The sequence below is a fragment of the Streptomyces sp. NPDC059010 genome, assembly GCF_042740355.1.
GTDB lineage: Bacteria > Actinomycetota > Actinomycetes > Streptomycetales > Streptomycetaceae > Streptomyces.
In genome coordinates, this window is the sequence record NZ_JBHYJA010000001.1 from 1 (window position 1) to 14,257 (window position 14,257).

Sequence of the window (14,257 nt, forward strand, 5' to 3'; positions counted from 1 at the left end):
GCCTCCTGAGGTCCCTCTCTCTCGGTCTCGTGGCTTCCTCTCAGTGTCCGGGCCGGCCCCCCCCCCCCCCCCCCCCGCCGCCCCCCCCCCCCCCCCCCCCCCGCGGCGAGGTTCTCGATGATCGCCCGGTCGGTGACGGTGATGTTGAGGAAGCCGGGGCCGGAGACCTCGACTTCCTTGATCACGTCACCGGTGACGATGTTGCCGACGACCTGCGTCGCCAGCTCCCGGGGGTTCGACTTGGCCTTCTTGGCGAGGGCCAGGATCCCGTTGGCCTGGAAGTCGGCCCGGTCGCTACGTCGCAGCAGGGCGTCCCCGACGGTTCCCGGGAGGGCGGCCGTCAGGGCGTCGGAGAGCTGTGCGTTGACGTTGGCGGTGATGGACGTGACCGGGGCCATGGGTATGGGCTGCCGTTCTGGTCGGGGCTGGGTTGACAGTCGTGGCCAGTATCCCACGGGGCCGCAAAGGGGTTTTCCGGGTTTGTGCCCGGCCGCGGGCCGGTGGGGGCTTGTCGCGCCCACGCGGCGGAGCCGCATGTCGATACCGCCTACGCCCCTCGATAAACGACTGCGCCGCTTATCCCGTCTGGGACAATGGACGGCGCCAGCCGTTGACCGTACGGCTGCCCCGGAGAAAGAAGGACGTGCCGACGTGGCTCAGAGCACCGAGACCACCGACTGGGTCTCCCGTTTCGCGGATGAGGTCATCGAGGAGTCGGAGCGTCGGGCCCCCGGCAAACCCGTTGTCGTCGCGTCCGGGCTGTCCCCCTCCGGACCCATCCACTTGGGCAACCTGCGCGAGGTCATGACCCCGCACCTCGTCGCCGACGAGATCCGGCGGCGCGGGTACCAGGTGCGGCACCTGATCTCCTGGGACGACTACGACCGGTACCGGAAGGTGCCCAAGGGCATCGCCGGTGTCTCCGACGAGAGCCACCTCCAGCACATCGGCAAGCCGCTGACCTCCGTGCCGGCGCCCCAGGGGTCGCCGTATCCGAACTGGGCCGAGCACTTCAAGGCGGCGATGACCGAGTCGCTCGCCGAGCTCGGTGTGGAGTTCGACGGGATCAGCCAGACCGCGCAGTACACCTCCGGCGTGTACCGCGAGCAGATCCTGCACGCCATGAAGCACCGCGGCGACATCGACGCCGTGCTCGCCCAGTACCGCACCAAGCCCAAGGGCGGCGCCAAGAAGTCGCAGAAGCCCGTCGACGAGGCCGAGCTGGAGGCCGCCGAGGGATCGGGGGCGGCCGCCGAGGACGACGGGAGCTCCGGTGCCGCCGGGTACTTCCCGTACAAGCCCTACTGCGGCAACTGCGAGAAGGACCTCACCACGGTCACCTCGTACCTCGACGACACCACCGAGCTGTCGTACACCTGCGACGAGTGCGGCTTCTCCGAGACCGTCCGGCTCAACGAGTTCAACCGCGGCAAGCTGGTCTGGAAGGTCGACTGGCCCATGCGCTGGGCCTACGAGGGTGTCGTGTTCGAGCCCAGCGGGGTCGACCACTCGTCCCCCGGATCCTCCTTCCAGGTCGGCGGGCAGATCGTCGGGATCTTCGGCGGCAAGCAGCCCATCGGGCCCATGTACGCCTTCGTGGGGATCAGCGGCATGGCGAAGATGTCGTCCTCGCGGGGTGGGGTGCCCACCCCCGCCGACGCCCTGAAGATCATGGAGCCGCAGATCCTGCGCTGGCTCTACGCCCGCCGCAGGCCCAACCAGTCCTTCAAGATCGCCTTCGACCAGGAGATCCAGCGGCTCTACGACGAGTGGGACAAGCTGGACGGGAAGGTCGCGGACGGGTCGGCTCTGCCCGCCGACGTCGCCGCCCACTCGCGTGCGGTGCGCACCGCCGCCGGTGAGCTGCCGCGGACGGCGCGCCCGCTGCCGTACCGGACGCTCGCCTCCGTCGCCGACATCACCGCCGGACACCAGGACCAGGCCCTGCGCATCCTCTCCGAGCTCGACCCGGAGAACCCGCTGAGCTCGCTGGACGAGGCCCGGCCGCGGTACGACAAGGCCGAGGCCTGGATCAACACGCAGGTGCCCGCCGACCAGCGGACCATCGTGCGCGACGAGCCCGACGCCGAGCTGCTGAAGTCCCTGGACGAGGCGTCCCAGCAGTCGCTGCGGCTGCTGCTCGACGGGCTCGCCGAGCACTGGTCGCTCGACGGGCTGACCCACCTCGTGTACGGCGTGCCCAAGGTGCAGGCCGGATTCTCCGCCGACGCCACGCCCAAGGAACTGCCGGCCGAGATCAAGACCGCCCAGCGGGCGTTCTTCGCGCTGCTGTACCACCTGCTGGTCGGCCGGGACACCGGTCCGCGACTGCCCACGCTGCTGCTGGCGGTGGGGCAGGAGCGCGTACGGGCCCTGCTCGGGGAGTAGGACCGGGTGAAGCGTTGAGGGGCCCTCGGACGAGGGCCCCTCAGGTCTTTCACCGGCTCTTATGCGATGTGCTCCTCTTCCAGTTGCGCCGAGTGGCGCTGCTGGAAGCGTTCCGTGAGGGCCTTCAGTTCGCTGCTGCCCAGCGTCGTGCCGTACGTCGCCTGGATGTTGTCGCCCAGGACGCGGGGCGTGGGGTAGCTGCCGTCTATGGACTGGCGGAAGACCTGGTAGTAGTCCTCGTCGGTCGGGTCGGCCGGCTCCGGGGGACCGCCGCCCTCGCCGAGCTGGCGGGTGCGGTTGCCCGTCACCGGGATCGGGAAGGTACCGGTGTCCTCCGGGGAGGGTTCCTGGACCGGGGGCTCTTCCTCGTACTGGTCGCGGTACTCCTCGGCCCGCTGCTGCTCCGTGTACCACTGCTGGTAGTGGCCCTGGGGGTCGTACTGGGCGTCATAGCCCCCCTGGTACTCGACCTGGCGGGGCGTGTTGAACCAGTCCTGTACGTAGTCCGGCTGCTCCGCGCCGGGGCCGCCCATCAGCTCCGGGACGGGCACCGGCCCGGCCGTACGGCCGCCTGCGGCCATGCCGGGAGCCTGTGCGCCTGGAGCCGGAGTGACGGGGGCCGATGTGCCAGGAGTCGGTGCGCCAGGAGTCGGTGCGCCAGGAGTCGGGGCGTGGGGAGTCGGCGCGACCACGTCGGCCGTCGGCGTCACGCCGACGGCGGGCGCCGTGTCCAGGGCCTGCTTCGGTACCGGGGGCAGCAGTGCCGGCTCGATGCCCGCCGCCGCCAGGCCCGCCGGAGCCGTCTGCGCAAGTGGGACGCCGTAGCGCGCCAGACGCAGCGGCATCAGCGACTCCACCGGGGCCTTCCGCCGCCACGAGCGGCCGAAGCGGGAACGCAGCCGGGCCTGGTAGACCAGGCGTTCCTGCTCCAGCTTGATGACCTGCTCGTAGGAGCGCAGCTCCCACAGCTTCATCCGGCGCCACAGGAGGAACGTCGGGACCGGCGACAGCAGCCAGCGGGTCAGACGTACGCCCTCCATGTGCTTGTCGGCCGTGATGTCCGCTATGCGGCCGATCGCATGGCGGGCCGCCTCGACCGACACCACGAACAGGATCGGGATCACCGCGTGCATGCCCACGCCCAGCGGGTCCGGCCAGGCCGCCGCGCCGTTGAAGGCGATCGTCGCGGCCGTCAGCAGCCAGGCCGTCTGACGGAGCAGGGGGAACGGTATGCGTATCCAGGTCAGGAGCAGGTCGAGGGCGAGCAGGACACAGATGCCCGCGTCGATGCCGATCGGGAAGACATAACTGAAGTTCCCGAAACCCTTCTGGATGGCCAGCTCACGGACGGCCGCGTACGAACCGGCGAAGCCGATGCCGGCGATGATCACGGCGCCGAACACGACCACACCGATGAGAATGCGGTGCGTCCGAGTCAGCTGCGGTGTCGCGGCCACTCGTACTCCCCTCCCCTTGCGTGTTGTTGCGCGCAACAGGGTGGCACATCCGTGCGGCGGACGGACCTCCGGTACGGCCCGAGCCCGGCCCCCGAAAGGGCCGGGCTCGGGCAAAAGGCGCGGCTGAGCTGCAAGTTGTGACTCAGTCGTGAGGCGGGTGTGACGGTCAGCTCTTCTTCGCCGCTGACTTGGACGGGGAGGCTGACGCCGCCTTCGAGGGGCTGCCGGACGGGGACTTCGAGGGAGACTTCGAAGCGGACTTCGAAGGGGCGCTGCTCGGCGTGCCCGCGCTGCCGCTGCCGTTCGCCTTCGTCACGGCGGCGACGACCTCCTTGGCCGCCTTCTGCGCCAGCTTGTTCAGGGAGTCCGCGCTCGGGGTCTTGTCACCGGCGTAACCGGCGCCGTTGTAGTCGAGCGAGACGACCACGTTCTCCACCCGGGCGACGATCGTCTCCTGCTTGAAGGCGCCCTCCTTCTTCTTCAGGTCGTAGCGCACCGCCGTGGCCTCGTCACCCACTCCGGCGACCGGCTCCGACTTCACGTTCTTCGCGCCGGACACCGAACGGGCGCCCTGCAGCTGCGACTCGTAGTACTCCCGCGCCAGCTTGTCGCCCGAGCCGCGCGTGACGTCCGACTCGAAGCGCAGCAGGGAGACATTGAGCCAGCGGAACTGCGAGCCCTTCACGCCGTTGTCGTCGAGGCTGCTCCAGGAGCAGGAGCCGCGCGTCGAGTCGTCGTCCGACGCATGCGCCTTGCCCGACTTCGCCTTCGGGACCAGATCCTCCAGCGTCTTCTTCGCCAGCACCTTGCACGCCTGCGGAAGCGACTTGTACGTGGCCGCCTGCACCGTCGGCGACGGGCTCGCGGAGGTCTCCGACGTCGACGCCGAGGTCTTCGCGCTGTCGTTCCCGGCTCCGTCGTCCGAACCGGAGTCCGAGGAACAGCCCACGGCCACCAGCATCGCGGGGACGACGGCCGCGCCGACAAGGACCCGGTGAAGGCCCTTCACACGCTGCTCGCGCTGGTCACGCCGGTCATGCTGGTCTCGCTTCGCTGCTCGCTGCATGGTTCCTTCACTCATGACTGACACTCGTGGTTCCTGCGGTCGGATCGGGTCCGAGGGGCCACGGTACGCGGTGAAGAAGCTGTGTGGTCTCGTTTCGGTTACGTCGCAGGAGGGCGCGAAGGGGCTGCGGAGGGGCGCTACTCCGCAAGTGCGTCCGCCAGTTGCGCGGCCAGTTTCTGGGCTCTGTCCTGCAATTCCTCACTGTCCGGAACCGTGCCGACGGTCGCCGGCTGCTCCTCGTACACGATCCTCACGATCACGTTGGACGTGCGGAACGCCACAGTCACCGTGCGCTGCTCGGCCGTCGAACCGGAGCTGCTGAGCGCGTCGTCGAGGAAGGCCTCGTCGCCGAGGTCCTCCAGGACGCGGGGCTGCAGCTCGGCACCGGCCGCGCCGTCGGGGGAGGCGGAACCGGAGGCGCCCGAGGCGGAGATCGAGGGGGAGGCCGAGGTGGAGGACGAAGGGGACGAAGAGGGTGAAGGGGACTCAGTGGACGTGGGCGTGGAGGCCGAGGAGGACGGTGAGGAGGACGGCGGGCCGCTCGGATCGACGGAGGAGGAGCTCACCGGCTCGGGAAGGTCGGCCGCCTCCTGCCGCACCGCGAAGAGCCGCTCCGCCTCACTGTCGTCGCTGACCGTCTTGTCGTACGACACCACGCGCTCGAAGTCGACGAGCAGGTGATCCGTGGCCTCCGCCGACTCGACCTTCCAACGGCAGCCCACCTTGCGGTCCGTGTCGTAGGTCAGCGTCGGCGTGCCCTCGTACGCCTTGTCGCGCTGCTCCTCGTCCGGGAGTTGCCGGATGCCGGGCAGCAGCGTGTCGAGGGTGTCCTGGTCGACCACGCCGCACGCCTCGGGCAGCGTCTGATACCGGCCGGGCTCGGCCGTCGCGGTCGCCGTGCCGGCGTCGCCGGGGTTGGCGTCGTCCGTCGCGCCGCCGTCGTCGGAGCCGCCGGTGCAGCCGGCCAGCAGCGCCGCGAGGAGCGCGGCGACGCCGGATACGTACGCCTTCCGCTGCACGGTCAGGCTCCTCTCGACGGTGACTGTGTGGTTGGTGTGTTGCCGGTCTCTCAGTGTCCCCGCTGGTTAATCGCTTGCCGCGCGGGGGCGCCGCCTGCAGACAATGTGTATCGCACGCACTGCCGTGGACGCCGGTCCGCTGTCCCTTTTCATTGACCTTGGCGCCGGTTTTGCGATTTCAGACTTGTATTTTGTTTCCGGGGGATAGAGGACGATATGTCGTACGTGGAGATGCCGGGCGCGAAGGTGCCCATCCGGATGTGGACCGACCCGACGACGGTCGAGGACGTGGCCCTGCAGCAGCTGCGCAACGTCGCGACCCTGCCGTGGATCAAGGGCCTCGCCGTGATGCCGGACGTGCATTACGGGAAGGGGGCGACGGTCGGGTCCGTCATCGCGATGCAGGGGGCTGTGTGTCCTGCGGCGGTGGGGGTGGACATCGGGTGCGGGATGTCGGCGGTGAAGACGTCCCTGACGGCGAACGACCTGCCGGGGGATCTGTCGCGGCTGCGGTCGAAGATCGAGCAGGCCATTCCGGTGGGGCGGGGGATGCATGACAGTCCTGTTGAGCCGGGGCGGTTCCATGGGTTGGCCACTGCGGGGTGGGATGACTTTTGGGGGCGGTTCGAGGGGGTCGCTGAGGCCGTGAAGTTCCGGCGGGAGCGGGCGAGTTTGCAGATCGGGACCCTCGGATCCGGGAATCACTTTGCAGAAGTAAATATTTGCGATTCCGGGTCTGTGTGGCTGATGTTGCACTCCGGTTCGCGCAACATCGGCAAGGAGCTGGCCGAGTACCACATCGGCGTGGCCCAGAAGCTCCCGCACAACCAGGGCCTGGTTGACCGTGACCTGGCTGTTTTCGTAGCGGATACCCCGCAGATGGCAGAGTATCGGAACGACCTGTTCTGGGCGCAGGAGTACGCCAAGTACAACCGCACGATCATGATGGCGCTCCTCAAGGATGTTATTCGCAGGGAGTTCAAGAAAGCAAAGCCGACCTTCGATCCGGAGATCTCCTGTCACCACAACTACGTGGCGGAGGAGCGGTACGAAGGCATGGACCTACTCGTGACCCGTAAGGGGGCGATCCGGGCCGGCTCCGGCGAGTACGGGATCATCCCGGGTTCGATGGGGACGGGCTCGTACATCGTGAAGGGCCTCGGCAACGAGAAGGCCTTCAACTCGGCGTCGCACGGGGCCGGTCGGCGCATGAGCAGGAATGCGGCGAAGCGTCGCTTCACGACGAAGGACCTGGAGGAGCAGACGCGAGGGGTGGAGTGCCGTAAGGACTCCGGTGTCGTGGATGAGATCCCGGGGGCTTACAAGCCGATCGAGCAGGTCATCGATCAGCAGCGGGACCTGGTGGAGGTCGTGGCGAAGCTGAAGCAGGTCGTCTGCGTGAAGGGGTGACATACGAGGCCCCCGGCGGGAACCGGGGGCCTTGCTCACTTGGTCACTGGTCGCTCTGCATGGGCACTCGGCCGGTGCGGAGGCGCCAAAGGCGGAGGTGGGCGGCCAACTTCTGTGCCTGCTCCTTCCAGTAGCAGATATTGAAGATGTCGTCGCGTTTGTTGCGTTTGATGTTGCGCTCAGTTCCAGTGACTTCCCTTGCGTAGAAGCACAGATAGGCGCCGATCGCCGTGCTTGCAGTGGTCAGGGAGATGAAGGGCAGCCCTTGCTTGGTGAACCCCACCGAACCGTCGGCGTCGATGACACCTCGGAGATAGTCGCGGCGTGAGAACTCGACGCGAGGCGGAGTGATCGTCTTCGACTTGCGGCCGTACGGCAGGCCGAGGTCGTTGAGCTTGGTCCTGGCTTCGAGGGACCACAGGCTCCACAAGGCCGAGATGTGGGTCTCGGAGAAGTTCGTGGATCGCGTGCGCTCTGTGATGTTGCTGTTGTACGGAGTCAGCTCCTGGAACTTGCGCAGGAGATCGGCGTCTCGGGCGCTGATCTCGACGGTCAATCGCCCTCGCTGCCGGGACTGTTGGGAGAGGTGCCCGTCCGCCTGCAAGAAGCCGAACATGTACGCGTACTCGGGGACCCTCAGGTCCATGAACTGGTGGACGCTAGGCTCGCAGTCAGCCATGAGGAAGTGGTTCCTTCCTTGCTGGTCAGGCCCTCGGTTCGGGTTGCCGCCCGGCCGGGGGCCGTCGATTTGATGTTGTGGCGCGAGCCTAGATCGTCAGTTCAGCGTCCGTTCGGGTGATCGATGACGTTCACTCCTGTGGGTTACTTCGGCGCGTGCGTCACCGCGTAGATCATCACGAACGCCACGATGTGGATGCCGAACAGGAAGTAACCGAGCCACCACCACATCTGGCGTTCGTTGTGCGGGTCCTTGCGGCCGTCCTGTGCCACTACAGCTCCCTGTGGACCTTCGTGTTGGACGCCTGCGCGCGCGGGCGGACGACCAGGAGGTCGATGTTGACGTGGCTGGGGCGGGTGACCGTCCAGGTGATGGTGTCGGCGACGTCGTCGGCGGTCAGGGGCTCGGCGACGCCCTGGTAGACCTTCTCGGCCTTCTCCTTGTCGCCGGCGAAGCGGGTCAGGGCGAACTCGTCCGTCTTGACCATGCCGGGGGCGATCTCGATCACGCGGACCGGGCGGCCGACGATCTCCAGGCGCAGGGTCTCGGCGAGGACGTGGGTGCCGTGCTTGGCGGCGACGTAGCCGGCGCCGCCCTCGTACGTGCCGTGGCCGGCGGTGGAGGAGACGACCACGATCGTGCCGTCGCCGCTCGCCTCCAGCTTGGGGAGCAGGGCCTGGGTGAGGTTCAGGGTGCCGATGACGTTCGTCTCGTACATCGTGCGCCACTCGGCCGGGTCGCCGGTCGCGACCGGGTCGGCGCCGAGCGCGCCGCCCGCGTTGTTGACCAGGACGCCGATCGCCTTGAAGGCCGTCGCGAACTCGTCGACCGCGGCGCGGTCCGTCACGTCCAGCTGGTAGGCCGTCGCCGACCCGCCCGCCGCGGTGATCTCTTCCGCCAGCGCCTCGATGCGGTCCTTGCGGCGGGCCGTCAGGACGACGCGGTAGCCGGCCGCGGCGAGCTGTCGTGCCGTGGCGGCGCCGATTCCGCTGCTCGCACCGGTGATGACGGCGATGCGGGAGGCGGCGGACGGGGCTGCGGTGGGCATGGCTGCTCCTCGTACGTGATCGACGTGTCGTCGTAATCGGGCCGGAGGGTTTCCGGAGACCGTTCGGCCAGGATAGGCGGGGCGAGCGGTGGGACAATGAGATGGGTGATCCCCTGGAGCGGAGGTGGATCATGGGACAGGCACGTGAGGTCATGGACCGGCTCACGGACGCGGTGACCACACACCCGGATCTGAGGACGCTGGGCGAGCTGTATGCCGAGGACGCGGTCGCCGTCACTCCCGACGGCGGTGAGATCCACGGGCGCGACGGCATCGTCGAGTACTGGCGCCAGATGACGGACGCGATCCCCGACGGCACATACGAGTCCGTGCACGCGTACGAGGTCGGCGACACGGCCATCGACGAGGGTTTCTTCAGCGGACACAACACCGGGCCGATTCAGCTGCCCTCCGGCGAGACCATCCCCGCGACGCAGAAAGAGATCAAGATCCGCGGCGTGGACTTCGCCACCGTCCGGGACGGCAAGATCGTGGAGTACCGGCTGTACTTCGACGAGATGGAGTTCCTGGGGCAGCTGGGGCTGCTCCCGCCGTCCTGAGCCGCGGTTTCCGTGGCCGTCGGTTCGTAAGTGCCGTCGGCTGTGTCGGCTCCGTCAGTTTCCGCGTGGTGCGTACATGATCACCGCCATGCCCGCGAGGCAGATCAGCGCGCCCGTCACGTCCCAGCGGTCCGGGCGGTAGCCGTCCGCGACCATGCCCCAGGCCAGTGAGCCGGCGACGAAGACGCCGCCGTACGCGGCGAGGATGCGGCCGAATTCGGCGTCGGGCTGGAGCGTGGCGATGAACCCGTAGGCGCCGAGGGCCATGACGCCCGCGCCGATCCACAGCCAGCCGCGGTGTTCACGCACGCCCTGCCAGACCAGCCAGGCGCCGCCGATCTCGAACAGCGCGGCGACGACGAAGAGGGCGGCGGAGCGGAGGATCAGCATGGCCGCCAGCTTCGCATGCCGTCGCGAGCCCCCTGGCCGGCCTCTCGTGGGCCCTTTCAGCCGTCGGGGTTCTCGGTGTCGTAGCGGTCGCGGGACTCGTGGACCTCGTCGAAGTGGTTCTCCGCCCAGTCCTTCACCGCGGTGAGGAGCTGGGCGAGGCTGTGGCCCAGGGCGGTGAGCTCGTAGTCGACGCGGACCGGGACGGACGGGGTGACGGTGCGGGTGAGGAGGCCGTCGCGTTCCAGTGAACGCAGGGTCTGGGTCAGCATCTTGGGGCTGACGCCGGCGATCTTGCGGCCGAGGTCGCTGTAGCGCATCGGGCCGGCGGCGAGGGCGGAGACGACGAGGCTGACCCACTTGTCGCTGATGCGGTCCAGAAGCTGGTTGGTGGGGCAGCTCCGGAGGAACGCGTCGTACTCGACGCGGGCCTGTTCGCGCCGCTGGGCCGCCGTCATGGTCGCCATGGCTCACCTCCGGGGTAGGTACGCACTCTGAGGTAACTACTTACTGAGAGATAGTAACTCTTCCTAGGGTTGCGGCAGCAGAGAGAAGCAAGGAACGCAAGGAACACAAGGGAAGCAAGGGAGAGTTGCTGTGCGTGCTGCTGTCGTGAACGCGTTCGGTGGGCCCGAGGTGGTCGAGGTCGTGGAGGCCGAGGTGCCGGAGCCCGGTGCGCGGCAGGTGCGGATCAAGGTCGCGGCGGCGGCGTTGAATCCGGTGGACGCGGGGGTGCGGGCCGGGGTCTTCGGGGGTGCGGGGAAGCGGATCGGGCTCGGATGGGACGTGGCCGGGACCGTGGACGCGGTGGGTGTGGGCAGTGCCTGGACTGTCGGGGACCAGGTGGTCGCGCTCGACTACGGCATGGTCAAGCCGCTGGGCACGCATGCCGAGTACGTCGTCGTGGACACGGACGCCGCGGCCAAGGCGCCGGTGACCGTCGACGCCGTGCACGCGGCGACGCTGCCGCTGAACGCGCTCACCGCCGTACAGGCCCTGGACCGGCTGGAGTTGACGCCAGGTCAGTCGCTGCTCGTGACGGGCGCGGCCGGGGCCGTCGGCGGGTACGCCGTCCAGCTTGCCGCGCACCGGGGGATACCGGTGACCGGGCTGGCCCGGGAGGCGGACGGGGAACTCGTACGGTCGCTGGGGGCGACGCCGGCCGTGGACGCTGCCATCGGGGCGGGCGGCTTCGACGCGGTACTGGACGCGGCGGTGCTCGGCGAACCGGCGCTCGCGTGGGTGCGGGACGGCGGCGCCTACATCGGCGTCATTCCGCAGGCACAGCCCGGCTCTGTGCGAGGGGTGCGGACCGGGGCCGTCGAGGTGAGCGCCGATGGACGGCGGCTGGCCGAGCTGGTGCGGTTGGTCGACGAGGGCGTGCTGACGACGCGGGTGGCCGAGACCTTCGCCCTCGACGAGGCGACCAAGGCCCATGCCCGGCTCGCGGAGGGCGGGGTGCGGGGGCGGCTGGTGCTGGTGCCTTGAGGGGTGGGCGCGAGTCAGGGGGCGGTGCCTGTGGGCGGGAATGCCTTGCCCGCGCCCAGCACCGCCCCCCGGTGCCTCAGCGCACCCCCTGTGCATACGCCGTCGGTGGCACGCCCACCGTTCGGGTGAAGTCGCGGATCAGGTGGGCCTGGTCGGCGTAGCCGAGGTCGGTGGCGAGGGCGGCCCAGTCGATGTCGGTGCGGGTGCCGGCCTGTTCCAGGGCCTCGTGGATGCGGTAGCGCAGGAGGACCCACTTGGGGCTGACGCCGACGTAGGCCGAGAAGAGGCGTTGCAGGGCCCGTACGGAGAGGCCCTGCGCGTCGGCGAAGTCGCTGACTTGGCGCACCGTGCGGTCGGTGCGGATGCGCTGGACCAGGGCCATGGCGAGGTCGGCCTGGGGGTCCGGGGCGCAGGGGACGGTGAGGAGGAAGGCGTCCAGGGCCGCTGCTCGGGCGGCGTCGGTGGCGGGGGTGACCACCGAGCGGGCCGTGTCGGGCGTGGCCTGCGGGAAGACCTCCTCGGCCGGCAGGGCCGCGCCCGTCCAGCGGGACACCGGTGCCTCGGGGGCGTACGGGCGGAAGCCGCCGGGCCGGAACTTCGCCCCGCAGACCCGGCCCCGTCCGGTCAGCTTCCTGGTGTAGAGGCCGAGGGCGACTCCGGTGACCTCGCCGTAGGGCGGCCCCTCTTCCTCGTCCCACTGGAAAGTCAGGTTGACGGACGGGTGCGGGACGACATGGGAGGCGTAGGGCTCGGGCAGGTCCCAGTCGATGAACCAGTACCACTCGACATGGCGGCGCAGCGGCTCGGCGGGCTCGTGCCGGCGGAAGCGGACGCGGCTGAGCAGCCCGGGCGGGTCGACTATCCCGCGGGTGTCGTGGCGGGGTGCCTCCATGGGCGGATCGTACGTCGGGATCGGCCGGGCGGGGCGTCGCGTTTCTTCAAGAAGAGCGGCCGTGGATGTCCCTACCGTCGGGGCATGGACACGAACGACGTGAACGTGAAGACGTACGGCATCGGTGAGCTGCTCGGCATGGCGCGGGAGCGGGCCGTTCCGGTGGTGCGGGGTATTCCGGACGCGGCGCTCGACGCGCCCACGCCCTGCGCGGAGTACGACGTGAAGGCCCTGGTCAATCACCTCTTCCAGGTGATCGTGCAGTTCCAGCGGCTGGCCGCGAAGGAGGCGTCGGACTTCGGTGAGACGCCCGACCGGGTCGGTGCGGACTCCGGGTGGCGTGAGCGGCTCGCGGACGAGGCGGAGCGGCTGGTGGCGGCCTGGTCCGCGCCCGGGGCCGAGGACGGGACGACCGGCGGGATGAACATGCCGGCGCGGCTGGTCGGCTCGATGGCGCTGCTCGATCTGACCGTCCATGTGTGGGATCTGGCGCGGGCGACGGGCCAGGACTACCCGGGCGCCGACGAGGCGGTCGTGACGGAGCTGTCCGGCGCGGTGGCCGAGCTGGCGCCGACGGCCCGGAAGATGGGCGTGTTCGGCGAGCCGGTGCCGGAGCCGGAGGGCGCGTCGCCGTTCGAACGACTGCTGGCCCTGACCGGCCGGGATCCGCACTGGAACCTCAAGGACAAGGACAAGGAATAGGCAGGGGCAGGTCTCCGTTCTCCGGGTATCGTTGAATGGTCAACCACCTGGAGGATGGGCCACCATGCAGTTCGGGATCTTCAGCGTCGGCGACGTCACGCCGGACCCCACCACGGGCCGTGCGCCGACCGAGCGCGACCGCATCAAGGCCATGGTCGCCATCGCGCTGAAGGCCGAGGAGGTCGGGCTCGACGTCTTCGCGACCGGTGAGCACCACAACCCGCCCTTCGTGCCGTCGTCGCCGACGACGATGCTCGGCTACATCGCGGCCCGGACCGAGCGGCTCGTGCTCTCCACCGCCACCACCCTCATCACCACCAACGACCCGGTGAAGATCGCCGAGGACTTCGCGATGCTCCAGCACCTGGCCGACGGAAGGGTCGACCTGATGATGGGGCGCGGCAACACCGGGCCGGTCTACCCCTGGTTCGGCCAGGACATCCGGCAGGGCATCAACCTCGCCGTCGAGAACTACGCCCTGCTCCACCGGCTGTGGCGCGAGGACGTCGTGGACTGGGAAGGGAAGTTCCGTACGCCGCTGGAGGGCTTCACCGCCACGCCCCGCCCGCTGGACGGCGTACCGCCGTTCGTCTGGCACGGCTCCATCCGCTCGCCGGAGATCGCCGAGCAGGCGGCCTACTACGGCGACGGCTTCTTCCACAACAACATCTTCTGGCCGGCCGACCACACCCGGCGGATGGTCGAGCTGTACCGGAAGCGGTACGCCCACTACGGGCACGGCACGCCCGAGCAGGCGATCGTCGGTCTCGGCGGGCAGGTCTTCATGCGGCGCAACTCGCAGGACGCGGTCCGCGAGTTCCGGCCGTACTTCGATGTCGCGCCGGTGTACGGGCACGGCCCGTCGCTGGAGGACTTCATGGAGCAGACGCCGCTGACGGTCGGCTCCCCGCAACAGGTCATCGAGAAGACGCTGGGCTTTCGCGAGTACGCCGGTGACTACCAGCGCCAGCTGTTCCTGATGGACCACGCCGGGCTGCCGCTGAAGACCGTCCTGGAGCAGATCGACATCCTCGGCGAGGAGGTCGTGCCGGTGCTGCGCAAGGAGTTCGCGAACGGCCGTCCGGCCCACGTCCCCGAGGCCCCGACCCATGCCTCCCTGTCGGAGGCGGCCGGGCGACGGTGAGAGCCCAGTAAGAAGGG

General features: G+C 69.3%; 15 protein-coding genes and 1 pseudogene. 6 read left to right on the plus strand and 10 right to left on the minus strand.

Going from position 1 to position 14,257, the window contains the following annotated elements; all coding sequences use genetic code 11:
- Positions 1 to 398: pseudogene (locus ACFWYS_RS00005) on the minus strand (hypothetical protein); the annotation flags it as partial.
- 253 nt (positions 399 to 651) lie between these two features.
- On the opposite strand from ACFWYS_RS00005, the gene lysS reads away from it, so the two are divergent.
- Positions 652 to 2,388 (plus strand): lysine--tRNA ligase, encoded by a 1,737-nt coding sequence (gene lysS / locus ACFWYS_RS00010; RefSeq protein WP_384761506.1) that lies wholly within the window; start codon positions 652 to 654, stop codon positions 2,386 to 2,388.
- Between the two features lie 59 nt (positions 2,389 to 2,447).
- On the opposite strand, the gene ACFWYS_RS00015 is transcribed toward lysS, so the two are convergent.
- The 3 genes from ACFWYS_RS00015 to ACFWYS_RS00025 all read right to left on the minus strand — a co-directional run bounded on the left by ACFWYS_RS00015 (position 2,448) and on the right by ACFWYS_RS00025 (position 5,930).
- Positions 2,448 to 3,845 (minus strand): DUF2637 domain-containing protein, encoded by a 1,398-nt coding sequence (locus ACFWYS_RS00015; protein WP_384761508.1) that lies wholly within the window; start codon positions 3,843 to 3,845, stop codon positions 2,448 to 2,450.
- Between the two features lie 166 nt (positions 3,846 to 4,011).
- Positions 4,012 to 4,911: a DUF3558 family protein gene (locus ACFWYS_RS00020; RefSeq protein ID WP_384761510.1), complete on the minus strand. Its 900-nt coding sequence runs from the start codon at positions 4,909 to 4,911 to the stop codon at positions 4,012 to 4,014.
- A gap of 137 nt (positions 4,912 to 5,048) precedes the next feature.
- Positions 5,049 to 5,930, minus strand: coding sequence for a DUF3558 domain-containing protein (locus tag ACFWYS_RS00025; RefSeq protein WP_384761512.1), 882 nt, complete (start codon positions 5,928 to 5,930; stop codon positions 5,049 to 5,051).
- Between the two features lie 216 nt (positions 5,931 to 6,146).
- Here ACFWYS_RS00025 and ACFWYS_RS00030 point away from each other — a divergent pair, with 216 nt between their 5' ends.
- Complete coding sequence (locus ACFWYS_RS00030) at positions 6,147 to 7,340, plus strand: RtcB family protein (RefSeq protein WP_384761514.1); 1,194 nt, start codon at positions 6,147 to 6,149, stop codon at positions 7,338 to 7,340.
- A 43-nt stretch (positions 7,341 to 7,383) separates the two neighbouring features.
- Here ACFWYS_RS00030 and ACFWYS_RS00035 read toward each other — a convergent pair whose 3' ends face one another.
- From ACFWYS_RS00035 to ACFWYS_RS00045, 3 genes are all read right to left on the minus strand, one after another.
- A complete protein-coding gene (locus ACFWYS_RS00035; RefSeq protein WP_384761516.1) occupies positions 7,384 to 8,019 on the minus strand; it encodes an LAGLIDADG family homing endonuclease in 636 nt (211 codons plus the stop codon).
- Between the two features lie 143 nt (positions 8,020 to 8,162).
- Entirely contained in the window at positions 8,163 to 8,291 is a 129-nt protein-coding gene (locus ACFWYS_RS00040) for a hypothetical protein (protein WP_272114384.1), read from the minus strand.
- On the minus strand, positions 8,291 to 9,067 hold the full coding sequence (locus tag ACFWYS_RS00045) for an SDR family NAD(P)-dependent oxidoreductase (RefSeq protein ID WP_384761518.1): 777 nt from the start codon (positions 9,065 to 9,067) through the stop codon (positions 8,291 to 8,293). Before ACFWYS_RS00045 ends, ACFWYS_RS00040 begins: the two co-directional genes overlap by 1 nt.
- 131 nt (positions 9,068 to 9,198) lie before the next feature.
- On the opposite strand from ACFWYS_RS00045, the gene ACFWYS_RS00050 reads away from it, so the two are divergent.
- The gene (locus ACFWYS_RS00050) at positions 9,199 to 9,627 is read left to right on the plus strand and encodes an ester cyclase (protein ID WP_384761520.1); all 429 of its coding nucleotides are present in this window, start codon (positions 9,199 to 9,201) and stop codon (positions 9,625 to 9,627) included.
- 54 nt (positions 9,628 to 9,681) lie between these two features.
- On the opposite strand, the gene ACFWYS_RS00055 is transcribed toward ACFWYS_RS00050, so the two are convergent.
- Together ACFWYS_RS00055 and ACFWYS_RS00060 are read right to left on the minus strand one after the other, a co-directional pair.
- Entirely contained in the window at positions 9,682 to 10,017 is a 336-nt protein-coding gene (locus tag ACFWYS_RS00055) for a YnfA family protein (RefSeq protein ID WP_380853824.1), read from the minus strand.
- 56 nt (positions 10,018 to 10,073) lie between these two features.
- The gene (locus ACFWYS_RS00060; protein WP_384761522.1) at positions 10,074 to 10,481 is read right to left on the minus strand and encodes a winged helix-turn-helix transcriptional regulator; all 408 of its coding nucleotides are present in this window, start codon (positions 10,479 to 10,481) and stop codon (positions 10,074 to 10,076) included.
- Positions 10,482 to 10,611: 130 nt separating this feature from the next.
- Here ACFWYS_RS00060 and ACFWYS_RS00065 point away from each other — a divergent pair, with 130 nt between their 5' ends.
- Positions 10,612 to 11,502 (plus strand): NADP-dependent oxidoreductase, encoded by an 891-nt coding sequence (locus ACFWYS_RS00065; RefSeq protein WP_384761524.1) that lies wholly within the window; start codon positions 10,612 to 10,614, stop codon positions 11,500 to 11,502.
- A 76-nt stretch (positions 11,503 to 11,578) separates the two neighbouring features.
- Here ACFWYS_RS00065 and ACFWYS_RS00070 read toward each other — a convergent pair whose 3' ends face one another.
- On the minus strand, positions 11,579 to 12,394 hold the full coding sequence (locus ACFWYS_RS00070; protein ID WP_384761526.1) for a DUF6597 domain-containing transcriptional factor: 816 nt from the start codon (positions 12,392 to 12,394) through the stop codon (positions 11,579 to 11,581).
- An 84-nt stretch (positions 12,395 to 12,478) separates the two neighbouring features.
- On the opposite strand from ACFWYS_RS00070, the gene ACFWYS_RS00075 reads away from it, so the two are divergent.
- Positions 12,479 to 13,096, plus strand: a complete 618-nt coding sequence (locus ACFWYS_RS00075) for a TIGR03086 family metal-binding protein (protein ID WP_384761528.1) — start codon at positions 12,479 to 12,481, stop codon at positions 13,094 to 13,096.
- A gap of 64 nt (positions 13,097 to 13,160) precedes the next feature.
- The gene (locus tag ACFWYS_RS00080) at positions 13,161 to 14,240 is read left to right on the plus strand and encodes an LLM class flavin-dependent oxidoreductase (protein WP_384761530.1); all 1,080 of its coding nucleotides are present in this window, start codon (positions 13,161 to 13,163) and stop codon (positions 14,238 to 14,240) included.
- The last annotated feature ends 17 nt before the right edge of the window (positions 14,241 to 14,257 follow it).